We start from the raw sequence: 20,488 nt of genomic DNA on the forward strand, positions 1-20,488 counted from the left end.
CTCAGGGAAAGAGTTGGGTTCCGGGCCTGCGCCAGACACTGATGACCCGAGCTGCTGCGTGCGGCCAATGCCGAACCAGGTTTTCCACTCGCTCCAGTGCGCCAGCGGGAACTGCCGAAAACGGATCTGCTGTTGATCCGGCGATCGCTATAAGCAGAACGCGGTGCCCGGTGGGCACTGCTGAGAGGTCAATGTTGATAGAGACAGCACGTGGCATACGCGCAGCCAGTGGAACCTGCAATCTGTGCAGAGGCATGCCGTCAGCGGCAAGCGGCACATTCCATCCCGCTGGTATTGGCTGTGGCGCGCCGCCGGTAAGGCTCCTGGCGAAGGGGATGAGATCGGTGCAATCGGTTGCCAACAAAATGTTCTGGGACGGATCAGAGCGCCACAAAAGCACAACGAACGCACCGTTAGCCGCGACCGGCCTTGTGTCACGGTGATGCAATAACACGTCCACAGTGCTTCGCTCTCGAAAAACCCGCCAAACATTATTGGTATCTCGCTGCGGCACCACGGTCTCCATCAGGTCTATTTCAGAACCTGGAAGATCGGGAACTGCTGCGTTTTGCCAGGGAGCCCGATAAACGCCGGGAGCGCCATTTTCATCCTGAGCATTGGCCATAACAGCTGCCCATAACGCAGCATCTACTCGCCGGGATCCGGGCGCTGGAAGTGTTAGCAATCTGCGGTGTCTCTCTACCAGATCACCAAACTGGTCACTCCATTGGCCATTGGAAATGACACTCGGATAAATCCAACGAAAAGCCGTCTGGAATGTCCAAAGCTGGTAGCGAAGATTGCTGTTCCGGAGAATGGAACCACGGAAAGACGGCGGGGTTGCAACCGGTGCCTCGGGGCGGATACAGATGTCGGGGCTGGCGAAAAAGGGTTCTGCTGTTGCGCCTGGCCGCCGCCTGGGATTCTGCATCGGTGTCGGGAACATCCGGCGGTCGTCCCGGGCGTGTACCCGCAGATAAGTGCGGCTCGGTTCATCGGCTGCAAGGTTTACTTCCCATACGCCACGGGATTGCAACGCCGCCCGCAGAAGGCGGGGTGAGCCTGCTGCGCCGGCAGGATCAGTCCATACAGTCAGGTCCTGAACGGTGGATTCTGGCAGACCATTCACAAACAGTTGCCATGGGCCGTGAGCGTTACCGGCTATTTTGGTGGCACGCCAAACCGCTGACGCGGTGCCCACATACACGGCGTTGGCGTTGGCCGGATCGACAACAACCGAATACGCCGGATCGATGGGACCGTTCAGTAACGGCGGGACTGGCGGCAGGACCTGCCCCAGACCGGTCAGGCGAAATCCGCCTGCGGCATTGTCAAAATAGTAGCAGGTGTCCTGAGCCACATCCGGTGGAACCGCAGCCACGGCGGCATTTGGGGGCGAAGCAGGGATTGCAGGTGTCCACTGGCTGGTCTGGCCGGTTCCCGTAACGTAGAAATCGCTCGTTCCGGGCACCGGTTCAATATCTGTAAAAAACGTTGCTTTCGGCAGGACCAATGGTGCAGCAGGAGCCAGCGTAGCCGGCGATAGCAAGATCGTCGACTTCCAGCGCCCGGGATTGTCTAAGCTTTCCTGGTATCGGACAACACCTTGATTAAACAGTGCAAGAACCGTGCGTTCATCTGCCCATTTCACCGTGACAATTGGCCCAAGCCCGCCGGCCGGCACGCCAAAGGCCAGGTTTGCGGGTGTGCTGGGCCCCCGTCCGCCCGTGCGTGGATCTCGGGCCTGTACAAACCCGCCGGCCGCGCTGGCATCCAGAACTCTCCAGGTATTGGGGTTGCGGGTTCCCAGGTTATCCGTGATCCAGACCCGGTTGGTGCCCAAGGCAATTCGGCCAAGGTTTCCCGCCGCACGACGAATGGCGGCAATGCCTGAATAGAAATTACTGGCGGCGAATTCTGCGTCACTGCCAGTCGGGTCACGCGGGTTCGGGGGTATGCACGGCGGCACGTAGCTTGCGGAAGGATCACAAGCCCAGTCCGCAGTGTTAAACTGCCCCATCACATAATGCGACTGCACCGGATGGAAAATGACACCACCGCCATCGCCCTGCATGTTCGTTTTCATTTCCCAGACTGTGCTGCCTACCCTCACCTGTCGACCGTTGTCCTGGCAGCCCAGCATCGCGAAGTGACTGGAGGTCGGGTGATTTGCGCAAAATACCGACTCGATGGAGGCTAGCCCCACGTTCTTTGCTGCAAATGTGTTGGTTTGTCCGTTACGCAGGGAAACGAACACACCTCCGTCGCATCCTACCCAGATCTGGTTCGTTCCGTCGGGATTGTTGGCCTTACGCAGGCTGTGAACGTCAGGGTGAACTGTGTGGCCAATGAGCCCCGGTCCCACAGGACCCTCGGATGTGTTGGTGATTTGATCAGAAACGCCCGGCGAAGGAATCAGATTGTTTCCGCTGACATCAAAGGCCCAGATAGACGCGTTCCAGTTTGTCAGCCAGATGAGAGATCCACCGATGTAGACGCGGTCGATTCTGGCCGGAGGGGAACTGTCGGATGCCCGGGTAGTAACCACTATGGCTTGGTCATAATCCCGCTGTCCCGGCCAGAGATCAGCCGTGGTGGGCACATTGTTGAGTGGGGTAGCGTTGGGCACCGCGGGCGCAATCGCACCGGGATTCGCAATCTGCCAGACGTGAGCAACAAGGGGGGAATTATCGGCGAAAGGGTTGGTATCCACCTCGCCCAGCACGTAGATTCGGTTGTTATCGTCGTTTACGGCGAGGCTCATTCGGCCGAGCAGGCGACTGATCACAGGTACTGCCGGGGGCGGTAGAAAGTTCATCGTTGCCCAGGAAAAGCTATTGCCGTTGTCATCGGAGAAGGCAACGCCTGTGTGGCTGAAACAGACGAACAGCCGATTGCCTACGTAGCAGAGATCAGTGGGGTCGACGAACTGGATCGCAACACCTCGAGCAGGCGGCACTGCCGGTGCGGGTGGGAACTGCAGCGGGATCCATGCGAAGGCCAGATTGGCACCTACCATGGATCGTGTGCCCCGGAACAAGCCGCCGGATGTTGCTGCGATAACCTGATCTGTATCCGAACCGGCGACTGCACCAGGGACTCTTACCATACGAACAACAGAAACACCTTCCAGCCTGTCGATGCCGGTTATCGTTTCCCAAGGATCAGCATTCAAAGCCGTATGTGCTGGACCCCAGGCCGCGAGAATGCCCATACCAAGGGTTGGTGCCGAGCCAGCCGAATCCTGGGCCGCACCAATTTCCCCTGTGCCTACCATCACAAAATCAGCTACCGCATCGGCACCAAATGACACCAACAGACAGCCGGTAGCAAAAGCACTGGTATGGCCACCCATTCGTCTCGGCTCATTGGCCCAGCCACCAAGCGGTTCCCAGGTTGCGCCGCCATCGCCAGTGTACCAAACGCCACCTTTGGCCGCTCCTGCATAGGCCCGCAAGCCATCGGGGCTGACGGCCAGATCGCGGACTCGCCCGGATACTCTGGGGCGTCCATTCGCTTGCCCTTGCCTGACAACCGAGGGACCTATGGGGACCCAGCGATTAGAGTTATTAACGGCAAACGCCATGGGTGCAGGCCCAGCCATCGGTGACGGCCCCGGTGCTCGACCAGGCTCATCAAATTCGCCAATTCCCGCCTGTGACATGAATGCACTTAACGACGCCGACAGGGCCTGGCGGTCTACAAAACCTGTACTCCCCTCGAGAAAGGCATCTCGAGCCGTTGAATTTTTTTGTTTTTTGGCTTTCCTGTCTCGCCTGCGCTTCCATGCTTTTTCCGCGGAAATGCGAGGATCGGTGGATGCGTTGGTCATGATTCATCCTCCTCGATTATGCGAATCCAGCCTTCCTGAAATTCATGAGGCATGCGCGGTAACAAGGCGGATTGGCTCGCAGACACGATTGGATCATCTCTCCATGTCAGCGGCCCCGTTCGTTTAGTGAATTGTTGTCGATCTCCCAACAGATTCACCTTCGGCAGTCTGATTTCCTCCGGGTCCACCAGCACCGGCCCTACTCTTACTGAGGGAATAACACGTTTCAGCCCCTGGTTGATCCACGCATCGTTCAGCGCCAGGGATTTTCTGGGCAATACACCCGACGTCAGGTTTACCTTGCCCGCTGGAAGCATCAGCAACGTCAGTCGATATGACTGGCCGGGTCGGATATAGAGCGTGTCGTCGCTGAACAAGTAGGGGTGATCCAGGGGTTGAACATCGGGTATGTGGACTTGGCCCAGCAAGCCAAGCTGGCCACGACGGCGACCGGAATCCCGGGCGAGAGCGGCTATGGATTTGTCGACCAGATGAAAATGGTCGTAATTGTCGTCGATGAAATAACCGAGCAACGAATCGTCGCTTCTCTGCAAGTCGCCCAAACGCACAGGAAAAGACTCATCCCGTAAGGCGTCAAAAGCTGCGCGCCTGGCATTCGCGGTTTCTTCCGAGTCAACCCGAACGTCATCCAGATCATCAGGAATATCGAGCCTTAACGTTGCCTTCACCACGGCAATCGGGCGGCCAACCAGCCCGGCGACTGTTGCCGATCCAAGTGTGCTGTAGGTGTCTACTGTCCAGAGAGTGGTGTCGATTGCGCGGAGAAGCGCGGTCAAAGAGCTTTCAGATTGAGGAAGTTTGCCGTCGCGCTGCCGGACATCTGACCGGATAACACCGGCTGCCAGCTTGCCCAAAGGCGTGGCGCTGAGCGGAAGCTCTGCCATGGGGCCAGCGCCCGGCGGTAGTGGCCGCCCCGGTGCAGGTTCCCAGCGCACGGCCCCCGTGAGTTCATGATGGCTGATCTGGCCGAGAGCATTTCCCTTAATATCAAACACCTCCAGCGATTCATCAATGTGATCGCTGAGCAGGAAGCCGGCGACAGGATTGACCGCCAGATCCGGCTCCAATTGATTAACAAAGGCTTCCGGTGCGAGCAAAGGCTCGCCCAGGTAGGCAGAGTCAACCAGGCGAAACAGCCAGCGCGCCCCGCCTTGTATCCTTGCCGACATCTTCATGGACGAGGGCTCGTCGCTGATTTCTAATGATGTAATCGTGTGGATGTTGTTGGTGGGCACATCCAGAACTCGCCCGAACGCATCCACCAACCGCAGTGCGCTGAATTTGAGAGTGCCACCAAACAGCGGCAGTGGGTCTGCAACCACTTCCGGGCGATCGTCGGCTTCGGGGGCAGAGAAAAAACCGCCGCGATAGTTAAGCCCTAAAAGCTGTTCGCGGATTCCGTCTAACGAAGCTGAAGCGAGATCCAGTGGCTCCAGAAAATCCGCCAGTGATTCGAGTGAACTTTGCTGTGACACAGTGAGTGACTCATTGGTGGCCTCACGTTCCTGTTCGGCTTTTATCCACCGTTCAATGCCGCTATGAAGTGCTGTGCCAAGCCCCCTGTTGACCGGGCTGCGGCCCGAAATCTCTACCAACTGGATGTCAGCCGAATCGCCACGACGAATCATCTCCAGTTGGCCAAGCTCCCAATCGCTGATCCGGGTCGATCCTTCCAGTTCTACACGCCACTCCAGCCATAGGGGGACCCAGGGCTGCCGCCATGCGGTCACCCCCAAGGGGTCCGGGCTGGAGCCTTCGAGGTATGAAGCACGGCTCAGTTCGGCCGCGGCCTGTTTCTTCAACGCGGTCCGGGAAAAAGACACAGAGCGCCAGCTTTCCTCTCCCGGTGCCTGTGGACTAAGTTCGCTCTCGGACAGCGTGTATACCCCACTCCCATCGTAACGCCCATCGATGGAAAACATCCGTAGCATTTCACCTTCGATGCGATGCTGATACTGAACCTGATTCGCTTCTTCGTCTGCGGCAGCGTTGGCCAGCCATCGGCTGCAATAAGGATTCAGCACCATTGCCTCGCGCACGACCGTTAAAACTTCTGGCGGAATGGCACCCGACCCGAGAGTTGGTACAAGGTCGCGGGCTTTAACGACGCCTGCGATACCTTTTTGGGCTTCGTTCGGGTAACGGCACCGCAAACGGCCTTCATCGTCGTGTAAGCCATCGAAGTGGTGACGCAGGCTGGGTCGGGCCCCTTTTATGGCAATAGAGGGCGGTTGAGGGATAAATACTCTGGGGGCTGGCCGCTCCACGGTTCGACGGTTCCCTGGCACAGTTTTAGCCGACTTTTCTTCAATATTGCGTGCGTTTCCGCTGGATTTTTTGCCTGCTGGCCGGAAGATCACCTTGTCCCGCCATTTTGGCACCGGGCTCAGGTTTTTATCATTGCTTTGTGGCCCGAGTTTCGCCCGGCCTTTTCGGCCTACTGTGGTGGCATGTACCGATGCGGAGTCCTCAGCTCTGAGGTGGTCGAGCTTCGCTGCCGGCAAGGGCTTTCCGGGCAAGGAGCTGAACGTGTCATTGTGCTCGCGTTCGGCAATATCCCTGAGGCCATCCTGGGTTCCAATCCTGTCAATCAGATCGCTGGTAAAAGCTGCCGCTATCATTTCTGCTGCACGCCGCTGAGACAAGCTGGCTCCTAACGTTTGAGCACCGAGAGCTGTAACCAGGTCGTCGGTATCAAAACCCGCAGAAACAGATAGCGACGCCTTTCTGGGCCGCTCATCAGCGTCTGGTAGCAATGCATCCACGGGCACACCGGTGATCATCCCGTGAAAGAGCGACAGAAATTCAGGTGGTTTCTGAGCAATCAAAACTTTGGATGCTTTTAAAACCGGCAGAGCCATGTCCGGGACAACATCAATGTAAGTGAACGATTCTTCTCTGCCGCGGGAAACGATTTTCGTGGGTGTTGTTTCGGCCGGTTGCTTTAACTTGCCCTTGGCGAGTAACCGCTCTGCAACAGCAAGGTCTGGCTCGTTTCCGGGCGGTTCGGCCTCCGGGTCAAGCTGCCAACCAAGCTCCGACAATACATCCAGCAGATCCCCCTTGCCGACAGCCAGGGGGTCCTTGTTGCTGTCGGTATGCCAGCCTGCCACCACGTAGGTAGCCACGTTCTTCTCGAAGCCGTCCTTTGCAACTTTCTTCAGGCTGGGCAGATCCTCCAGGGCATCGTGAAAGCCAAACCGCCCTGCACTCGCCTGGTAGGACGCTGTCCACAGGGGTGACCCGCCAATAGTTCCGTCAAGTTGGCCGAAGGTCGGTTTATCCTCATTGTTATTGGTTTCACCACTATATTGGTCCAGTGGTGTTACGGATCCTTTCTTTGAATCCACCACCCAGCCCCGGAGCATGGGTCGTTTGATGCCCACAGGAAACAGCGAGCGAATAACCACCCAGCGGTCGGGAAGTTCGGTCATTTCAAGTTCGCCGCCTGCTGCTGAATCGCCGCCTCTGAGCAACGCATCGGGTAACGCCCAGTGCAGATGTATGCCAGCCTCAGGCAACGTGCCTTCGGCAAACGGCAATGGATCACCCGGCCCTCCTGTCACGGGTACCAGGGTTTCCCGGTTGCCCTCATTGGCGACGTAGGCCTGAACATCAATGGGAACCAGTATTCGTTTGCTTCGGCGCAGGTTCGGGTCCCAGGTTGTAACAGAACCCAAGTCTGTGTTCGCCCTGACCAGCCATGCCCAGCGTTCGTCGAAAACGGCCTTGGTGAGAGTTTCCTTTTTGAGCAAGTGTTTAAACATGGCCGGCCTCACAGTTTGAAGGTGGTATTGACCATCGACACATACTCGATGGAAGGCCGGAACATTTCATGGACCGGCGGCACCTGAACTTCGCCAAACACCTGCCGCCATGGAAAGCGGATTAGCTGGAGAGCGTATTCGGCACTGTCCAGACCGTCATCGTTGGCACCTGTCTCATCATGTGCCGCAAGGTCTTCAGACAAACGGCGAATATCCACCACGCCAGATGAGCCAACCCGGAAAGGAACGTCTATATCCTTTGCGCCATCTTCATCAAGGTATTCAAAGTCATCCTTGTTACGGGGGCGCAGCTTGGCAGAGCGCTGATTGCCATTGTCCTCATGCATAAATCCGAATTGAACGCCCTGTCTTGGCTCCTCGATGTGGACGACCTTGGGGATGCCGTCAAACATGCAAAGCAACACCGCCGGGGCCAGACGTTCAAGGCGCAACAGGCGCATTCGACGGGGATCGTCCTCCGGGAATCGGTCATCTTCGCGGTCTTCCAGATCGACATTGAATGCACGGACATGAAAACCTGGCCAGCCGGATACGGCCGAAGAGCGCAAAAGAAAGCCGCTGATGGGGCCTGGCTGCCCTGCGAATCTGGCCATGCCTTCGACTCGTCGAACATTCCGTTCCTCGGTATCCAGCTCTGCGCGAATAGCGGGGTACTGGGCATCGATTTGTATTCGGTCGTCGCTGTTCACGGTGCCGACACTCAGCGCACCTTGCACGACGGCGTCTGTCCAACGTCGATCCAGATAAAACCAGCGAATTGACTCTTGTGGAAGCAGTTCGCTGTCGGCAACCAGGTTGGCAAAAGGCACACCTTCCAGTAACCGCAGCCGAACGAGCCAGTTTCTGAGTTCTGCCGGCATAGCGGTGTTTTCGTCAGGCTTGAATTCTGTAAAGGGACGTCGCTCCGCATTTACAATTTCAGCGCCAAGGTGTTCAAGAATATCGCTGCTTATATTGATCATGATTCGTCCTCATCCGTGAAGCCATGACGCCTTGGGTCACGCAGGATTACATCCAGATTGTCGTTCAGGACGTCTACCCTGAAGCGTTCTGTCACCGGGAAAGCCGGGCCCGTCAGGTGGTCGTCCAGTAATTTGTTTGAAAGCGCACCGGAAACCAGATCGATCCTTTGTTTGTCCAGATCCACTCCGAGGGTGTCCCGAACATCGACGAGCCCCAGTTCGTTTAACAGCAAGTCGTCCCTCGGAATCTTGGCATCACGCAGCCCATTGAGTACCTTGCTCAGATCCCCGGTAAAAAGAGACTTTTCCAACCCAAGCCCTCGCGCCAGCACGGCGCTTGCCTTGCCCTCGAACTCCAGCGGTCGACCGGGCGTAACACGAGCTAGGGGGTTGCCAAGGAACTGATCCGGGTTTTTGACGATGGCGTCTGCAAATAACCGGCCTACCAGGGGGCCAATTTTGTGAGCGTCGATCTTTTCAAAACCGACACCCAGCATCTCTTCCCAAAGGCTTCGGTTACTGGCCATTAGCGAATGCAGACGTGCCGCGTGGTAATCCGCCTGACGCCAGCGCATCAGTGAGGCAATAATGGAGGGCTGCGAAAGCGTCAGTAAACGCCCGATTTCGAAGGCCGTTGCCAGCGAGAGGTCTTCGCGGCCATCGGGGATAACGATCCTGAGTTGGTCCGAACTATGCGCAAGCTTCAGCCTGTCAGAGCCGGTGTTTTTCGTAGGGTGTGGTACCAGAGGACCGCGATACCAGGCCCGTACCCGGTCGCCTTCGCGTGTCTGATGCCCCAGCCCGACATGTCCGCTCTCGGCAACTTCAAGGGGAAGCCGCCCATTTGAAGGCTTTGCAGAACCGCCCTTGTCGCCAAGCAAACGGGAATCAAGGTTGGTCATCAGGGAACGGAAAGTGGTATCGCCCGTTGTGGTAAAGCTCCAGTGTAAAAGAACCGGGAAACGATATTCCGGATCATAAGGATGCATTTGAAAATCATCGACAATGCGAAAAGGCTCTGCCATCTGCAGGGAAACTTTCGCCGATGTGTTGATCACCGGTGAAGATGTTGACCATTGACCGCTGCCCGCAAAGGGCTTTGCCCCCGCGCCCACCGCAGCACCGGATTGGTACCGGGTGCTGCGAGAGCCTTTGATTCCTTGTGCTAATGGTACCGGATTGGTCAGTTCACCCAGATCTACAGGGTTGATACCCGGACCTCCGGGTGCAAGTGCCGTTCCCATAACCCGATGATCATCCTGCGCAGGCTGTTCCTGATACAGAAGGGTCTTGAACAGGAACGGCGTTGCGAAGGCGGGTGCGGGATCTGGCGAGCGATTAAGTAACACATCGTACTGGCCTTCTAGATTAATCAGGCACGCCAGGTATTTAACTGGTGCGTCGTTTCCTTCTTCGTCCTTTCCTGGCAACGGCAGACGGTTACTGATCACGACAGCGAGGAACCCATCGTCATCACCCATCATCAATTCAGTGTCCCGGATGTCCACTTCCCTCGCATGGGCCAGCAGATCAATATCGTTCTTGGTAGGGAATACACTGTTAATCAGAGACCTTTTGGCAACCAGACAATTGCCTTTCGCAACCTCTTTCAGGCCTTTCAGTTCCACACCCGCTGTTACGCAGTTGTTCACATCCACTGAGGATTCAAGTTTTGCTTCGCCCTCGGCAATCAGAACCAGAGCAAGCCAGGGAGTGTTTTCTGGCGCACCATCAAGGCTTCTTTCCCAAGGCAGCGTTCGGCGTTTGATCACCACCTGCGGTAAGCGGCTTCCATAGCTCCCGAATGAGTTTGCAGGTGGGTAGGTAGACAGAATCTGGTCCGGTGGCAGAAGATATCGGGGCGATCGTATGCGCAAGTGCACGTTTTCCTGATTCACGCGCAGGTCGCTCTCATCGAGCGGTGTATCCCCGGATTGTGCCGTGAAATGCTGATCTGCTCTCAGCCGCCACAAACCGGCTGTTAATGGCGCCGCCAATTTGGCATGAAGCTTGAATTTTCCTTCACCAACAGGCATGTGCTTTCACTCCTCCACCGGAATCCATTCGATATCACAGCTCTTGTCCGACACCGCCCGTAAGCGTGAAACGGTGACGGGCAACCCCTTTTCAGCAACAAGTTCTGCAAGAGAATCTGCGTCAGAAACTGCCGCTATCATGCCGGCTATTTCCTTTGCGCCACCCTGAATGACGCGAACTGAAATGCCTGGACTTTTTCCATCCGGGATTACATCGAACAGAAGAATGGATCTGGCGCCGGCCTGAACCACGATGGGCTCCACGGGTTCTGTTCGGTGAGTCGCTCCGTATAGTTCAACCTCAACATCATTCAAAGCGTTGGAGCTGGCGCCCTTCAGGACCACACCAATGCAGGTGACATGAGAGCCAAAACGGGTTGAAACGGAGGCCGCACCGCGCACTATATCCTGCGCGATGTTCCAACCTATCCGGGTGCGGCCTTTGGTGCCGTTGAGTATGAGTACGCAGCCTGCGCCCAGCGCTGACCGTCCGGACAACCGTATCAGTCGTGACTGATCGTGCCAGCCTTGTACCTGCAGCCCCGTCGCACGGCCATCGCCGCCTCCGCTGGCCTGCACCGCGATGAGGCTGGTTTGGGCAGGCACTTCAAGTTTCGAGTCTTGAAGCGTGGTGTCATGAAGCACGGCACCATTGCCAAGCAACATGACAACGCGAGCGAAACCGGAAATGCGCAGGTGAGGACGGGCAGTACCTGTGTCAATCGCTGCATCCGGGCAGCGCATTGTGACGAAGTCACCGGGTCGCAGGCTGGTTTGAGGCGCCTGGGGTGCTGGCCCGGAAACCAGACCTTTTACATAGCCGGTTCCAGCACCCGAGCCTACGCGGTCCCCAAGGTACGTTTGCGAAAGGCCCGCAATGCTGGTGTGTGGTAGTGAACCCCGGAGTACAACGGTCTCGTTGCTCATGCGCGAGGGAGCGTGAGTAAGGTTGAGCTTGATCGGCAAACTACGACCCAGGCGGCCACGCACAGATTCGATGGAAGGTGCAGGCCTGCGCTTGATTCGCCCATCCGAAACTGAGGTGGTCACCGCTCGCAAAGCCACACCGGCACCGCTGGTCATAACACCAGTCACGAATGGCCTGGCGGGTTTCCGCGGAGCTACGGTTGCGCCTGTCGCCATCACGCTTACTGAGGCGTTCTCAGCATTGAATGGTTCAAGCCCATCCATCAGGGAACCAAACATAGGTGGTGCGGTTCTTGAACTTTCATAGATGGCCTGGGATTTTGTGCTCCGTGATCCAACGGCAAGCAAACCTTCGGGCACTTCTCGTACACCCTCTGCAAACAGGTATTTCCGGGCCTCATTAAACGCATCAGACACAGAGTTGACGTTGGCAGAAAGCCCCATGGATGCGCCCCGATCGATGTTGTTCTGGCGGCGATTGCCGGTGGCAGATAACGGCAGGAGTCTGCGGCCTGTCTCGACACGGTAGTAATCTATTTCCGGGCCGGTTTGAGTGCTCATATCCGCCGCAGCGACGAGTTTTAACCTGCTGCCTGCGAATATAACGTCGCCTTTGGGGAGAGCACTCGTGGACGACTCGTGATCTTCTGCGGTGCCCCAAACGCCAATCGGGAAGGCTTCCATGCCATAGGTAGGACCTTCTTTGGATACTTTTTCGTCTACCATTCCTTTAACTAAAGGACGCAGCCGCAATGTTTCATCTATCCAGTCTTCTCCGTCCCATCGCGAAAGCCTGACCTTGAGAGTGCCTTTGAGCCCGGAAGCATTCATTGGGCTGATACCCATGGTCACTATCGTTGAGTCTGGCAGCTTGGGTGAGATAACTTTATTCACGCGTAATCCATCAACTTCGAAAAAACCCTCAGAATCACCAAAATCGAATTCGGTGATCGGTGCCGACGCGACAATTGAGACCTCAAATTCAGCAAAGACTTCAAATGGCTTTGCCAGGCTGCCGTCACTGGAGGGTGCCGAGTTGGCGCCATCGGTCGAAGCGGGCAAGCTACCCTTGCCGGAAATACCGGAAAGAGTTCGCGCCCTGCCCGATCCTGCTTCTTCCAGATACTTGGCTACAAAATCATCCCAGACGATGAATGGCTCCCGGATTTCGCGCGAGCCTCCAAACCTTACCGTGAAATCGCAAGGCCCGATTTCGAGAGTGGCCCTACCTTTGAAGTCCGGCCCTTCCACCTGAATTTGGGCGCCCAGGCTTACGCTGATGCGGATAGTGCCGAACCAGGTTTTAATTCTGACGCCGGCCGATATTCTGGCGTAGGCTCCCGCCTGGAAGTAGAAAGGGTCAAAATAGACAATGGCGTAGGCACCAAACGCTATCCTTGCCCAGGCCCAACCAAAATCTGCACTGACTTCGACATCAATACCCGCCATCAGTGCTTCAGAGGTCAACGCAAAATACGCTTCACCCTTGATGACAATTTCATCGGTCACTCGCCACTGAAGCCCGAGCCTCGGAACCACCGGATATCCGTCCCGGTGGAAGCTGGGGTGGTAGCCGCCCAGAGTCAGAACAAACTGGCCCGCATTTGGCCCCAACCACCAGGTTGCAAAGGCAAAACCGCCGGTCAGTCGCACTTCGGGGTACAGCAGCCAGCTGTTATCAGTAAGCTGTGCTTGAATCAGGAAAAGCCCTTCCGACGACGAGAATCGGGCTAATAGGCCTAGTTCAATCGACACCAGAGCAGCTTGTGGTCTGGGGAGTGCTAATCTCGCCAAACCAAACAGGTTCAACTCCAGACCGTTTCCAATGGACACTGAAAGAACGGCGACGCCGTCGACCAGTGAAAAACTGGTAAAGCTGATGCCTGCAGCAAACCAGAAATTTCCGGGTTCCGGCGGGAAATACGCAGCCAATTGCCGCAGTTCTTCCAGGGGGTCACTTGATGCGCTGGCAGAAGGGTCCAGTGCTTTGATGAACGGGTATTCGCCGAACTTTGAAAGGTCGTCGGGCACACGGAGGCCGCGCTTGATCCCGAGCCCCCCGCCGATACCCGTCAGAAAAAATGCCGGCGGCCCGCCAATCGGCCCCTGAATGGCACCAAATACGAAGAAAGACGGTAATCCATTGTCTTCGTTGTAGCCCCCGAATAACGAAAGCCCATAGACACCAAACCGCCCCGACAGCATGCCAAGATAACCGATCTTTCCATCAAGTTCGGTTTTCAGAAGCCCACCTGAAATCGACAAGCCCGAAAAGTCCCCTGCCACGCCCAAGCCCTGGAGATCGACAGCCCAGTTATTCAGTTCAAATAGATCTCCGCCGAGCCAATGCAGCCCGAGCTCGTCAACGGATGCTGTCAGGCCAAACAGGGAGATGCGTGCATCGAATAGCAGTGAAATGCCGGTAACGGTGCCGTTCGCTTCGGCTACGTCAAACCCGAATTGCTCAAGGTACAGAGGCCCAAGCTGTCGTTGGATGGTTAACCACCATGGCCCGGGCTGATCTCCAGCGCTAAGGGAAATACCAAGACCCTGCCCTGGTGGTTTTTGAATTGCCAAAGACGGGCTGAATGCCGGGCGAGCGGCAGGAGAAGCATCATTACCCGCATCGCTCATAATGGTGTTTGCAACCGCGTTATCGCCGCCTGCTGCCGAAGGTACAATCGCCAGACCGTCAAGTTGTACCTGTACACCACCACCAGGCCCGGCAGAGGTGGCTTCGCCGTATATATGAACCCCTATGGCATCGATACTCATGATTCCCAGGTTCAGAAGCGGGCCTGAATTTTTACCGACCCGGACCCCGAGGCCAGCAAGTGAGAACCCCGCGTTTAGTTCCAGGCGTTCGTCCACTTTCTCCAACAGAAAAATGGATAATCCCGGCGCAATGCCTGGCGAGTTAATCCAGTTTGCAACAACTTCAAGATCCACCGTTGGGTCACTGCTGTTCAGCGCTATTCGTTCACCTTCAGGCAACGAGAGGAACACCCCCACCTGGTTCCCATTCAGGGTGAATCCGACCTCTATTTTGTTGTCGATCGTGATCTTCAGGTTTTTGTCTGCCAGGTTGAAGCCTAACTGGAACAGCCGCTGCAGCATCCGGTCTGCATTTGAAAAGTCGTCAAACAGGGTTGGGTCGAGGGTGGCGGAGTTGCCTGTGAAGAGAACGTTCTGCAGAGCATCGACGGTGTCGCTGCCCAGAGTGCCCATTGCATCAAGCGTAACGCCGGCCGCCATGGAGATAGCCTGGGAAAGTAGCGCCAGGGCAACTGAAGCGGGATCTGTGTTCTCGGTTTCACCGGTAGCGCTTTTTGCGACCAGGGCCATTCTGGGTGGAGTCTGGTTTAGTGCCCACCGGAATTGCACGGATTGATCGCCTACGCCATCGGTCGCCAGGCCAATGGCAGCCAGTCTCTGAAAACCGGAACCGGATATGCCCGCATCAACACGGGCAACAGGTCGCAGTATCAGACCGTTGCCAAGATCAAAGCCCGATGCTGTATAGGAAACAGACACCTGAACCCCGGATTCGCTTAACCGAATCTTCTCAAACCCGATAGTTCCGACATCGGTAATCGTCAGGAATGCCGAAACTTCGATGGCGGGGCCAGAACCACTGGCATCGAGCGTAATCGCCACCGGGTCTGAACTACCCAGAGCCAACCGGGAGATGCCCGGCCCTACCGACGATGCGCTGATAAAAGTGCTGGATGGATCAAGGGCATTCGCCAATTGATCAACGGCAGACACCACCAGGTTTGGCAATCGGGCGAGCAGAACGCCCGCCGGGTTGGCGGCGAACACCTGTATACTGGCGTCGGCGAATTGGTCTGATTCGAGCAGATCCAACGCGCTGCCCAGTTCATAAATGGCAGCGGCCACATCTTTTGTTAACGATGGCGCGGGATCATTGCGCTCGGCAATCAGCGCGTTCAAGACCACAGGAATGGCCATGCCTGCCCCCGTGGAAAGGAGAGCGCCTATTCCCGGTCCCGATGGATAGACAGGCATTGGTGCTGCCGGATCCGCGCGAATCAGGTCAATGCGGACGTCCGGAGACACAGTCAGCGACAAGCCCTTGCCGTCAAACGTAACGGTCGTTGCCATAGTGGGCGCAACCGAACCGGATGTCGTAATCGACAGTCCACCCGCAACCGATATGCTTACTGGAGTTGGCCCCAGAGCATGGCGGGCTTCTACGTTGACCGCTAACTCAAGCCGACCGTCGTTGACACCATAGCCGACAGCGACCTCATTGCTTAGCTCGTACCCATCGCCCGAAAAACCTGGAATCAGCAGCTGCCCCAAGGCATTCAAGGTTTGGACCGACTGGCCGAAAGGATCGAGGGCCCATTGTCGGGTTCCAAACTTCAACCAGCTTACCGGGTCGAGGAATAAAGCCCAGGGCAGCAGGATTCTCTGAGTTGCGAGTTCCGATGCTGGCGCCAGCAAGTCGAGGCTGCTCAACAAGGCGTCAATGGCTTGCCGGGCGTTTTCAGACGCGTTGTCACGGAGGTGGTCAGCGAATCCGGCAACAAGTGTTGCGGGAATCAAAGAGGCGCCAAGCCTTGCGAGCTCGTCAAGCTGGGTTGGCGCGAGCAGGTTGATGGTTCTGGTTGCAGGTGCACCCGGCAACCGCCATTCAATTCCAAGGTTTGCGGCTGCAGAGCCGGTTTCCGCGCCTCCTGTTAACCGAATCCCTCCTGCATCTTCGCGTATTTGCCCAAGGCCGGCCGATAGGGATGCGGAAGCGGCAGACACCGCCACAGACAAAGAGATGGGCGCTAAATCCCCCGCGATGTGTTCGACACTCACCCGGATGTTTCGAGTGTCAAGATTTACCGTAATGCTAGCCGCATCGATGGCCCATGAAATTTCAGCACCTGTGCCGGAAAAGCCACCCAGAGCGCGAACGGCATTGGCCATGGACTCAGAAGAACTGCCTAATGCCGCAGATACCGCAGAACCGGCGTCTACAATAAGCTCATCCAGACCCTCCGGGTTATAGCCTCCGGACTGAACCAGCCCGACATCCGCCAACAGTTGTGACAGTGACGACGATGCCGATGACAAGCGCGAGACCACTTCGGCCATGATCAGGTGGATCTCAGGCGTTGGCAGGATGGCATCCGCCAGGTCCGCGCCATTCTGGATCACCCACCGCTCTTTGCGTACACCAAAGCAGTTGGCCTCATGAAGCGTTATCCTTGCGCCCGAAACCCGGGCGCTGCCCTGGAGGGGCAAATATAGCCGGACAGAAATCCAGCGCACTTCAATATCCGCCTGTTCCGCACCTGGACCCCCGATCAACCAGCCGTCGTGAACGCCAAAGTGCAGATCAACAATTAGTTGGCGCTCTGTCTGTACTGCAAAGCCATCACCGCTCTCTCCCCTGTCACAGGTGGCAAGTTCCAGAATTGCGCCAGCGCCAACAAGTACGCCGCCAAGATCCGCGTCGAAGACCGGAAGATCGACACCGAGGTGAAGCTTTTGCGGTGGTGTCTCGGGCGTTTCAAACTGTTCGTACCGGTACTCAATTGCATCCGCAATCAATGCGGCCATTCCGGTTTCGAGTGTGTCTGCATCCAGTGAACCAAACACGGCATGAACGGGCATTCCCGTGCGGCGGGTTTGCTCATCTGCGCGCGGCAGCCCACCTAACTGCTCGGCTGTAAACCCTGCTGCAGTAACGGCACGGTCGATGACATACCCGAACTGCAACACAGGCCCTGATTCGCCCGCGATTTCCTCTTCTGCAAGAGTTTCTTCATTGGGGCGCCGAATCAGCTCAATCACTCTGAGGGCGTCGCCACTCAACCCCGAGATTAATCCATTCAATGAAACCGGGCTCCACGGCGTGCCGACTGTGATCACATGATCTATGTTGGCTATGGAGTTGGCAGCCCTGATGACCGCTGCACCTGCAGCACCAAATGCAACAACCGTAACGGGTTCAAGACGATCTTCCAGCACAATGATCAACCGGTGTGCCTGCTCCTCGACGGCGCCACGATCAGGTCGTGCTGAAGCAGCGGCTGCAAAGCCGGGAAGACAAATTGACCAGCGGCCTTGAGCCGAGGCCGGAATTACCGGGTTTCCGCTGGTGGTTCGGGCGTCGAAACTGTCTGTTCCGAAACAATCTGCCCAGATATCCTCGCAACCCACATAGAGCACTGAATCCGGAGCAATACCAGCCGCCTCCTGGGGTAACAGGTTCAGAACACCGTATGCCACCAACTCGCGGTAACTGAGACCGGGTATATCGACACCGTTAACGCCGTCCGGCAGTGACGCCGGCCTGCCAAGCAGGCCATCGGTGCCCGTGAGACGATCCAGCAACGCCTGGAAACCATCTCCCAGACTATTCCTGCCCGTCATCAAGTCATCAAGATCCGGCAGCGCGGCCCCTGCGGATTTGAGGGCCGCCGCCATGGTTGATGGCTCTGGCGCCTCGCTGTAGTCAAAGTAGCCGGCTGCAGGCTCATAACGCCCATGAGGGATAGCGCAGCCGGGATCCAGCCATACTGCAATGCCCGGTGCCTGGGCTTCGGCGGCTATGGCTGCGCGGAACGGTGTCCGCTCATTGCCTGTGCCCAGTGGAGCCTTCTGCCTGAATCCGCTCAAAAGGTAAGCCAACGGAACCATGGCTTCACGGACATGGTCACAATTGAGGACAAGACTCCCGAGCCAGGACTCAAGGGCGGACTTGGGATCAGAGAGCAACGTGGCGAGAGAAAGGCGTGCGCCCGAGCCCGACCAGCCTGCCAGGTCAAGACCCACATTGATTACGGGGGACTCCATGCGCAGCAGCAGCGCCGCGATGGCCTGTTCAATAGCAGCCCAGTCTGGCGCAAAGGTCACACTGCCGTCGTTATGGAACTCCGGGAGTGGAACCGGTATAGAAACGGTCGAGCTGATGGAATCCTGAGCGGACTCCAGTTCAACGCGAAGTTCCGGCGCTTCCACCTTTGCATTCAGTCCCCCGGATGCAGTCCAGCCTAGCGCTACGCCCATCGAACGGGTGAGGAGGTCTATCGGCCCAAGGTCCAGCCTGAGGGTGTCTTCGCCCGACTCCCTTAGCCTTGCGCCCGCTTTTACCCGGCTGAAAAACTCAACGGCCGGGCTGCTGAAATTTACTTTAAGCAGGCGTGCTTCAAAAAACACCTCTGCGGCTTTCCCTTCAAATACGCCCTGCTCTACACTCGCCTGAAGATCGAAATGAACCCAGTCACCATCCAGAGCGACAAGAAAATTGACCGGGTCAAGATTGATTTGCCATGGGTTTTCTGAGGTACCACTTCCTGATACCGGAGATGAAGAACCAGTTATAAGTTCCTGTATTGCAGTCAAAACGAGATTCATCGATGCCGAGGACCCTCGCAAAGAGTTCCAATACCCAGAAATCCGGCCCAGCGGGTCGGTGAGCAAATCAATCGCTGATGGCCCGCTGATACCGGCTGGCGGATCAAGCCCCAAAACCAGGGCGGAAATTTCTCCGGGCCTTCCCAGACTGTTCAGTGCGGCAACCAGAGCGGTATCAACCACACCATCGGCGGCGTCCAGTGCAGCCTCGGGGCTGGAGAGGTCCAGCAGCTCGTGACTCACGCCCCCCAGGGTCACATCGTGCGCCGTCAGCGCAAAAGCGGGTCTGCCATCGGACAGAACCAAGCCCACCTTGACGGAGCCCAGCCCCGGATCACCCGTAAGAAGCCCGGATCCCAGACCTGCCTCTTGCCCGAAGACTGCAGATAGCGACAAATTGGGTAACGCCGTGACGGATGACGCCTGGGTCTGCAACGTTAGTAGATCCACGTGAGCGTTGACCTCAGCTCCGGACTGAGGACGCAATGAACCCTCCATCCAGGGCGTGACGATCAGTCCGCCGCCCGAAGACGATTGCATTCGCAAACCGACAGACCCGGTTAGCTGGCCGTTGCTGAACTCGATCGAGCTGCGAGTGGTGTTGATCGCACCCCCAAGTAACTCGGCCCATTGTCCAAGCCAGGCATTCCGGGAATCGGTATTCAGCAGGATGGATTCAAGCCAGTGTGTTACCGCCGGAATTCCGCTCGAAATCAGTTGTTCCAGAGGAAATACCGGAATGTTGTTTACGGCTCTGAGCCCGGCCAAGCCCGTTAGCGCGGCGAACGGAGCCGTAGCGGGGTTGGTTGAATCCAGTGCTTCAGCCTGTGCCTGGATAAGGCCGGTCATGAATTCAAGGAAGTCGCCGCCGAGTTCGTCGATGGAATCAACGGTTAAATCGAAGTCTTTCGGTGCGCTGCTGCCAGGTAACTGGAGGCGACGGAAACCCACACTGAACGTCAGATCGTCGGAAGGATCGGTTGGAAGGTGAAGTCCCAGGTAAACACCACCGATGAACAGCTCGCCCGGTGCCGGTGCCTCGTTCGAAATGCCGACTTCCAGAGATATGTCGATATTCGCGCCGCTTTGACCGAGCGCGAGCCACTCAGGATCAGCGCCCGTCCCCAGGGGCTCGCTGGTATCAGCGTTCTGACGCTCAAACTGGAATACTGGAACATGAGCTCGAACAGCGACAGAAGGAGCCTGACCGCCGCTCTCGTATTCAATACCGAATCCGACCAGCACACGGTCGCTGGCCTCCTGGACAACGACGAAAATAGTGGCACCAGCATCATTGAAAAGCGGTACCCAGATTGCGTCTCCCACAGAGTCACGTTCAGCGCCGCCCAGCACATCGTCTACAAATTCGATCAGAGCATCACGCTGATCGTCGCGATACATCATGGAACTCAAGCCACGCCGGGCCCCATCAGGTCGGCCTAGCGGATCCTGAAACCACTGTCCCTGAAGATCTCCGTCGCGCGTCAGCCCAACGGCCTCCGCCAGAGTCGCAAACACATCGAGATTCGGTTGTGCACCCAT

At 57.0% G+C, this 20,488-nt stretch carries 5 protein-coding genes; all 5 read right to left on the reverse strand.

Translation table 11 applies throughout. From position 1 onward, the window contains the following. Position 1: 1 nt before the first annotated feature. The 5 genes from Q4501_RS09255 to Q4501_RS09275 are packed head-to-tail and all read right to left on the reverse strand — an operon-like array spanning position 2 to position 20,488. A complete protein-coding gene (locus tag Q4501_RS09255) occupies positions 2–3,832 on the reverse strand; it encodes a hypothetical protein (protein WP_303595934.1) in 3,831 nt (1,276 codons plus the stop codon). Continuing rightward, positions 3,829–7,620, reverse strand: a complete 3,792-nt coding sequence (locus tag Q4501_RS09260; RefSeq protein WP_303595935.1) for a hypothetical protein — start codon at positions 7,618–7,620, stop codon at positions 3,829–3,831. The genes Q4501_RS09255 and Q4501_RS09260 overlap by 4 nt, the downstream gene beginning before the upstream one ends. Positions 7,621–7,628: 8 nt before the next feature. Beyond that, entirely contained in the window at positions 7,629–8,603 is a 975-nt protein-coding gene (locus Q4501_RS09265) for a hypothetical protein (RefSeq protein WP_303595936.1), read from the reverse strand. Beyond that, the gene (locus Q4501_RS09270) at positions 8,600–10,639 is read right to left on the reverse strand and encodes a hypothetical protein (protein WP_303595937.1); all 2,040 of its coding nucleotides are present in this window, start codon (positions 10,637–10,639) and stop codon (positions 8,600–8,602) included. The genes Q4501_RS09265 and Q4501_RS09270 overlap by 4 nt, the downstream gene beginning before the upstream one ends. A 6-nt stretch (positions 10,640–10,645) precedes the next feature. After that, positions 10,646–20,488 (reverse strand): DUF6603 domain-containing protein, encoded by a 9,843-nt coding sequence (locus Q4501_RS09275; RefSeq protein WP_303595938.1) that lies wholly within the window; start codon positions 20,486–20,488, stop codon positions 10,646–10,648.

The organism is Marinobacter sp. 2_MG-2023 (assembly GCF_030546935.1).
Taxonomy (GTDB): domain Bacteria; phylum Pseudomonadota; class Gammaproteobacteria; order Pseudomonadales; family Oleiphilaceae; genus Marinobacter.

What these genes read in the sequence shown, in the direction of transcription:
- Q4501_RS09270 (WP_303595937.1), bottom strand. Translation starts at nt 10,639, where the DNA reads ATGCCTGTTGGTGAAGGAAAATTCAAGCTTCATGCCAAATTGGCGGCG.
- Q4501_RS09260 (WP_303595935.1), bottom strand. Translation starts at nt 7,620, where the DNA reads ATGTTTAAACACTTGCTCAAAAAGGAAACTCTCACCAAGGCCGTTTTC.
- Q4501_RS09275 (WP_303595938.1), bottom strand. Translation starts at nt 20,488, where the DNA reads ATGGGTGCACAACCGAATCTCGATGTGTTTGCGACTCTGGCGGAGGCC.
- Q4501_RS09255 (WP_303595934.1), bottom strand. Translation starts at nt 3,832, where the DNA reads ATGACCAACGCATCCACCGATCCTCGCATTTCCGCGGAAAAAGCATGG.
- Q4501_RS09265 (WP_303595936.1), bottom strand. Translation starts at nt 8,603, where the DNA reads ATGATCAATATAAGCAGCGATATTCTTGAACACCTTGGCGCTGAAATT.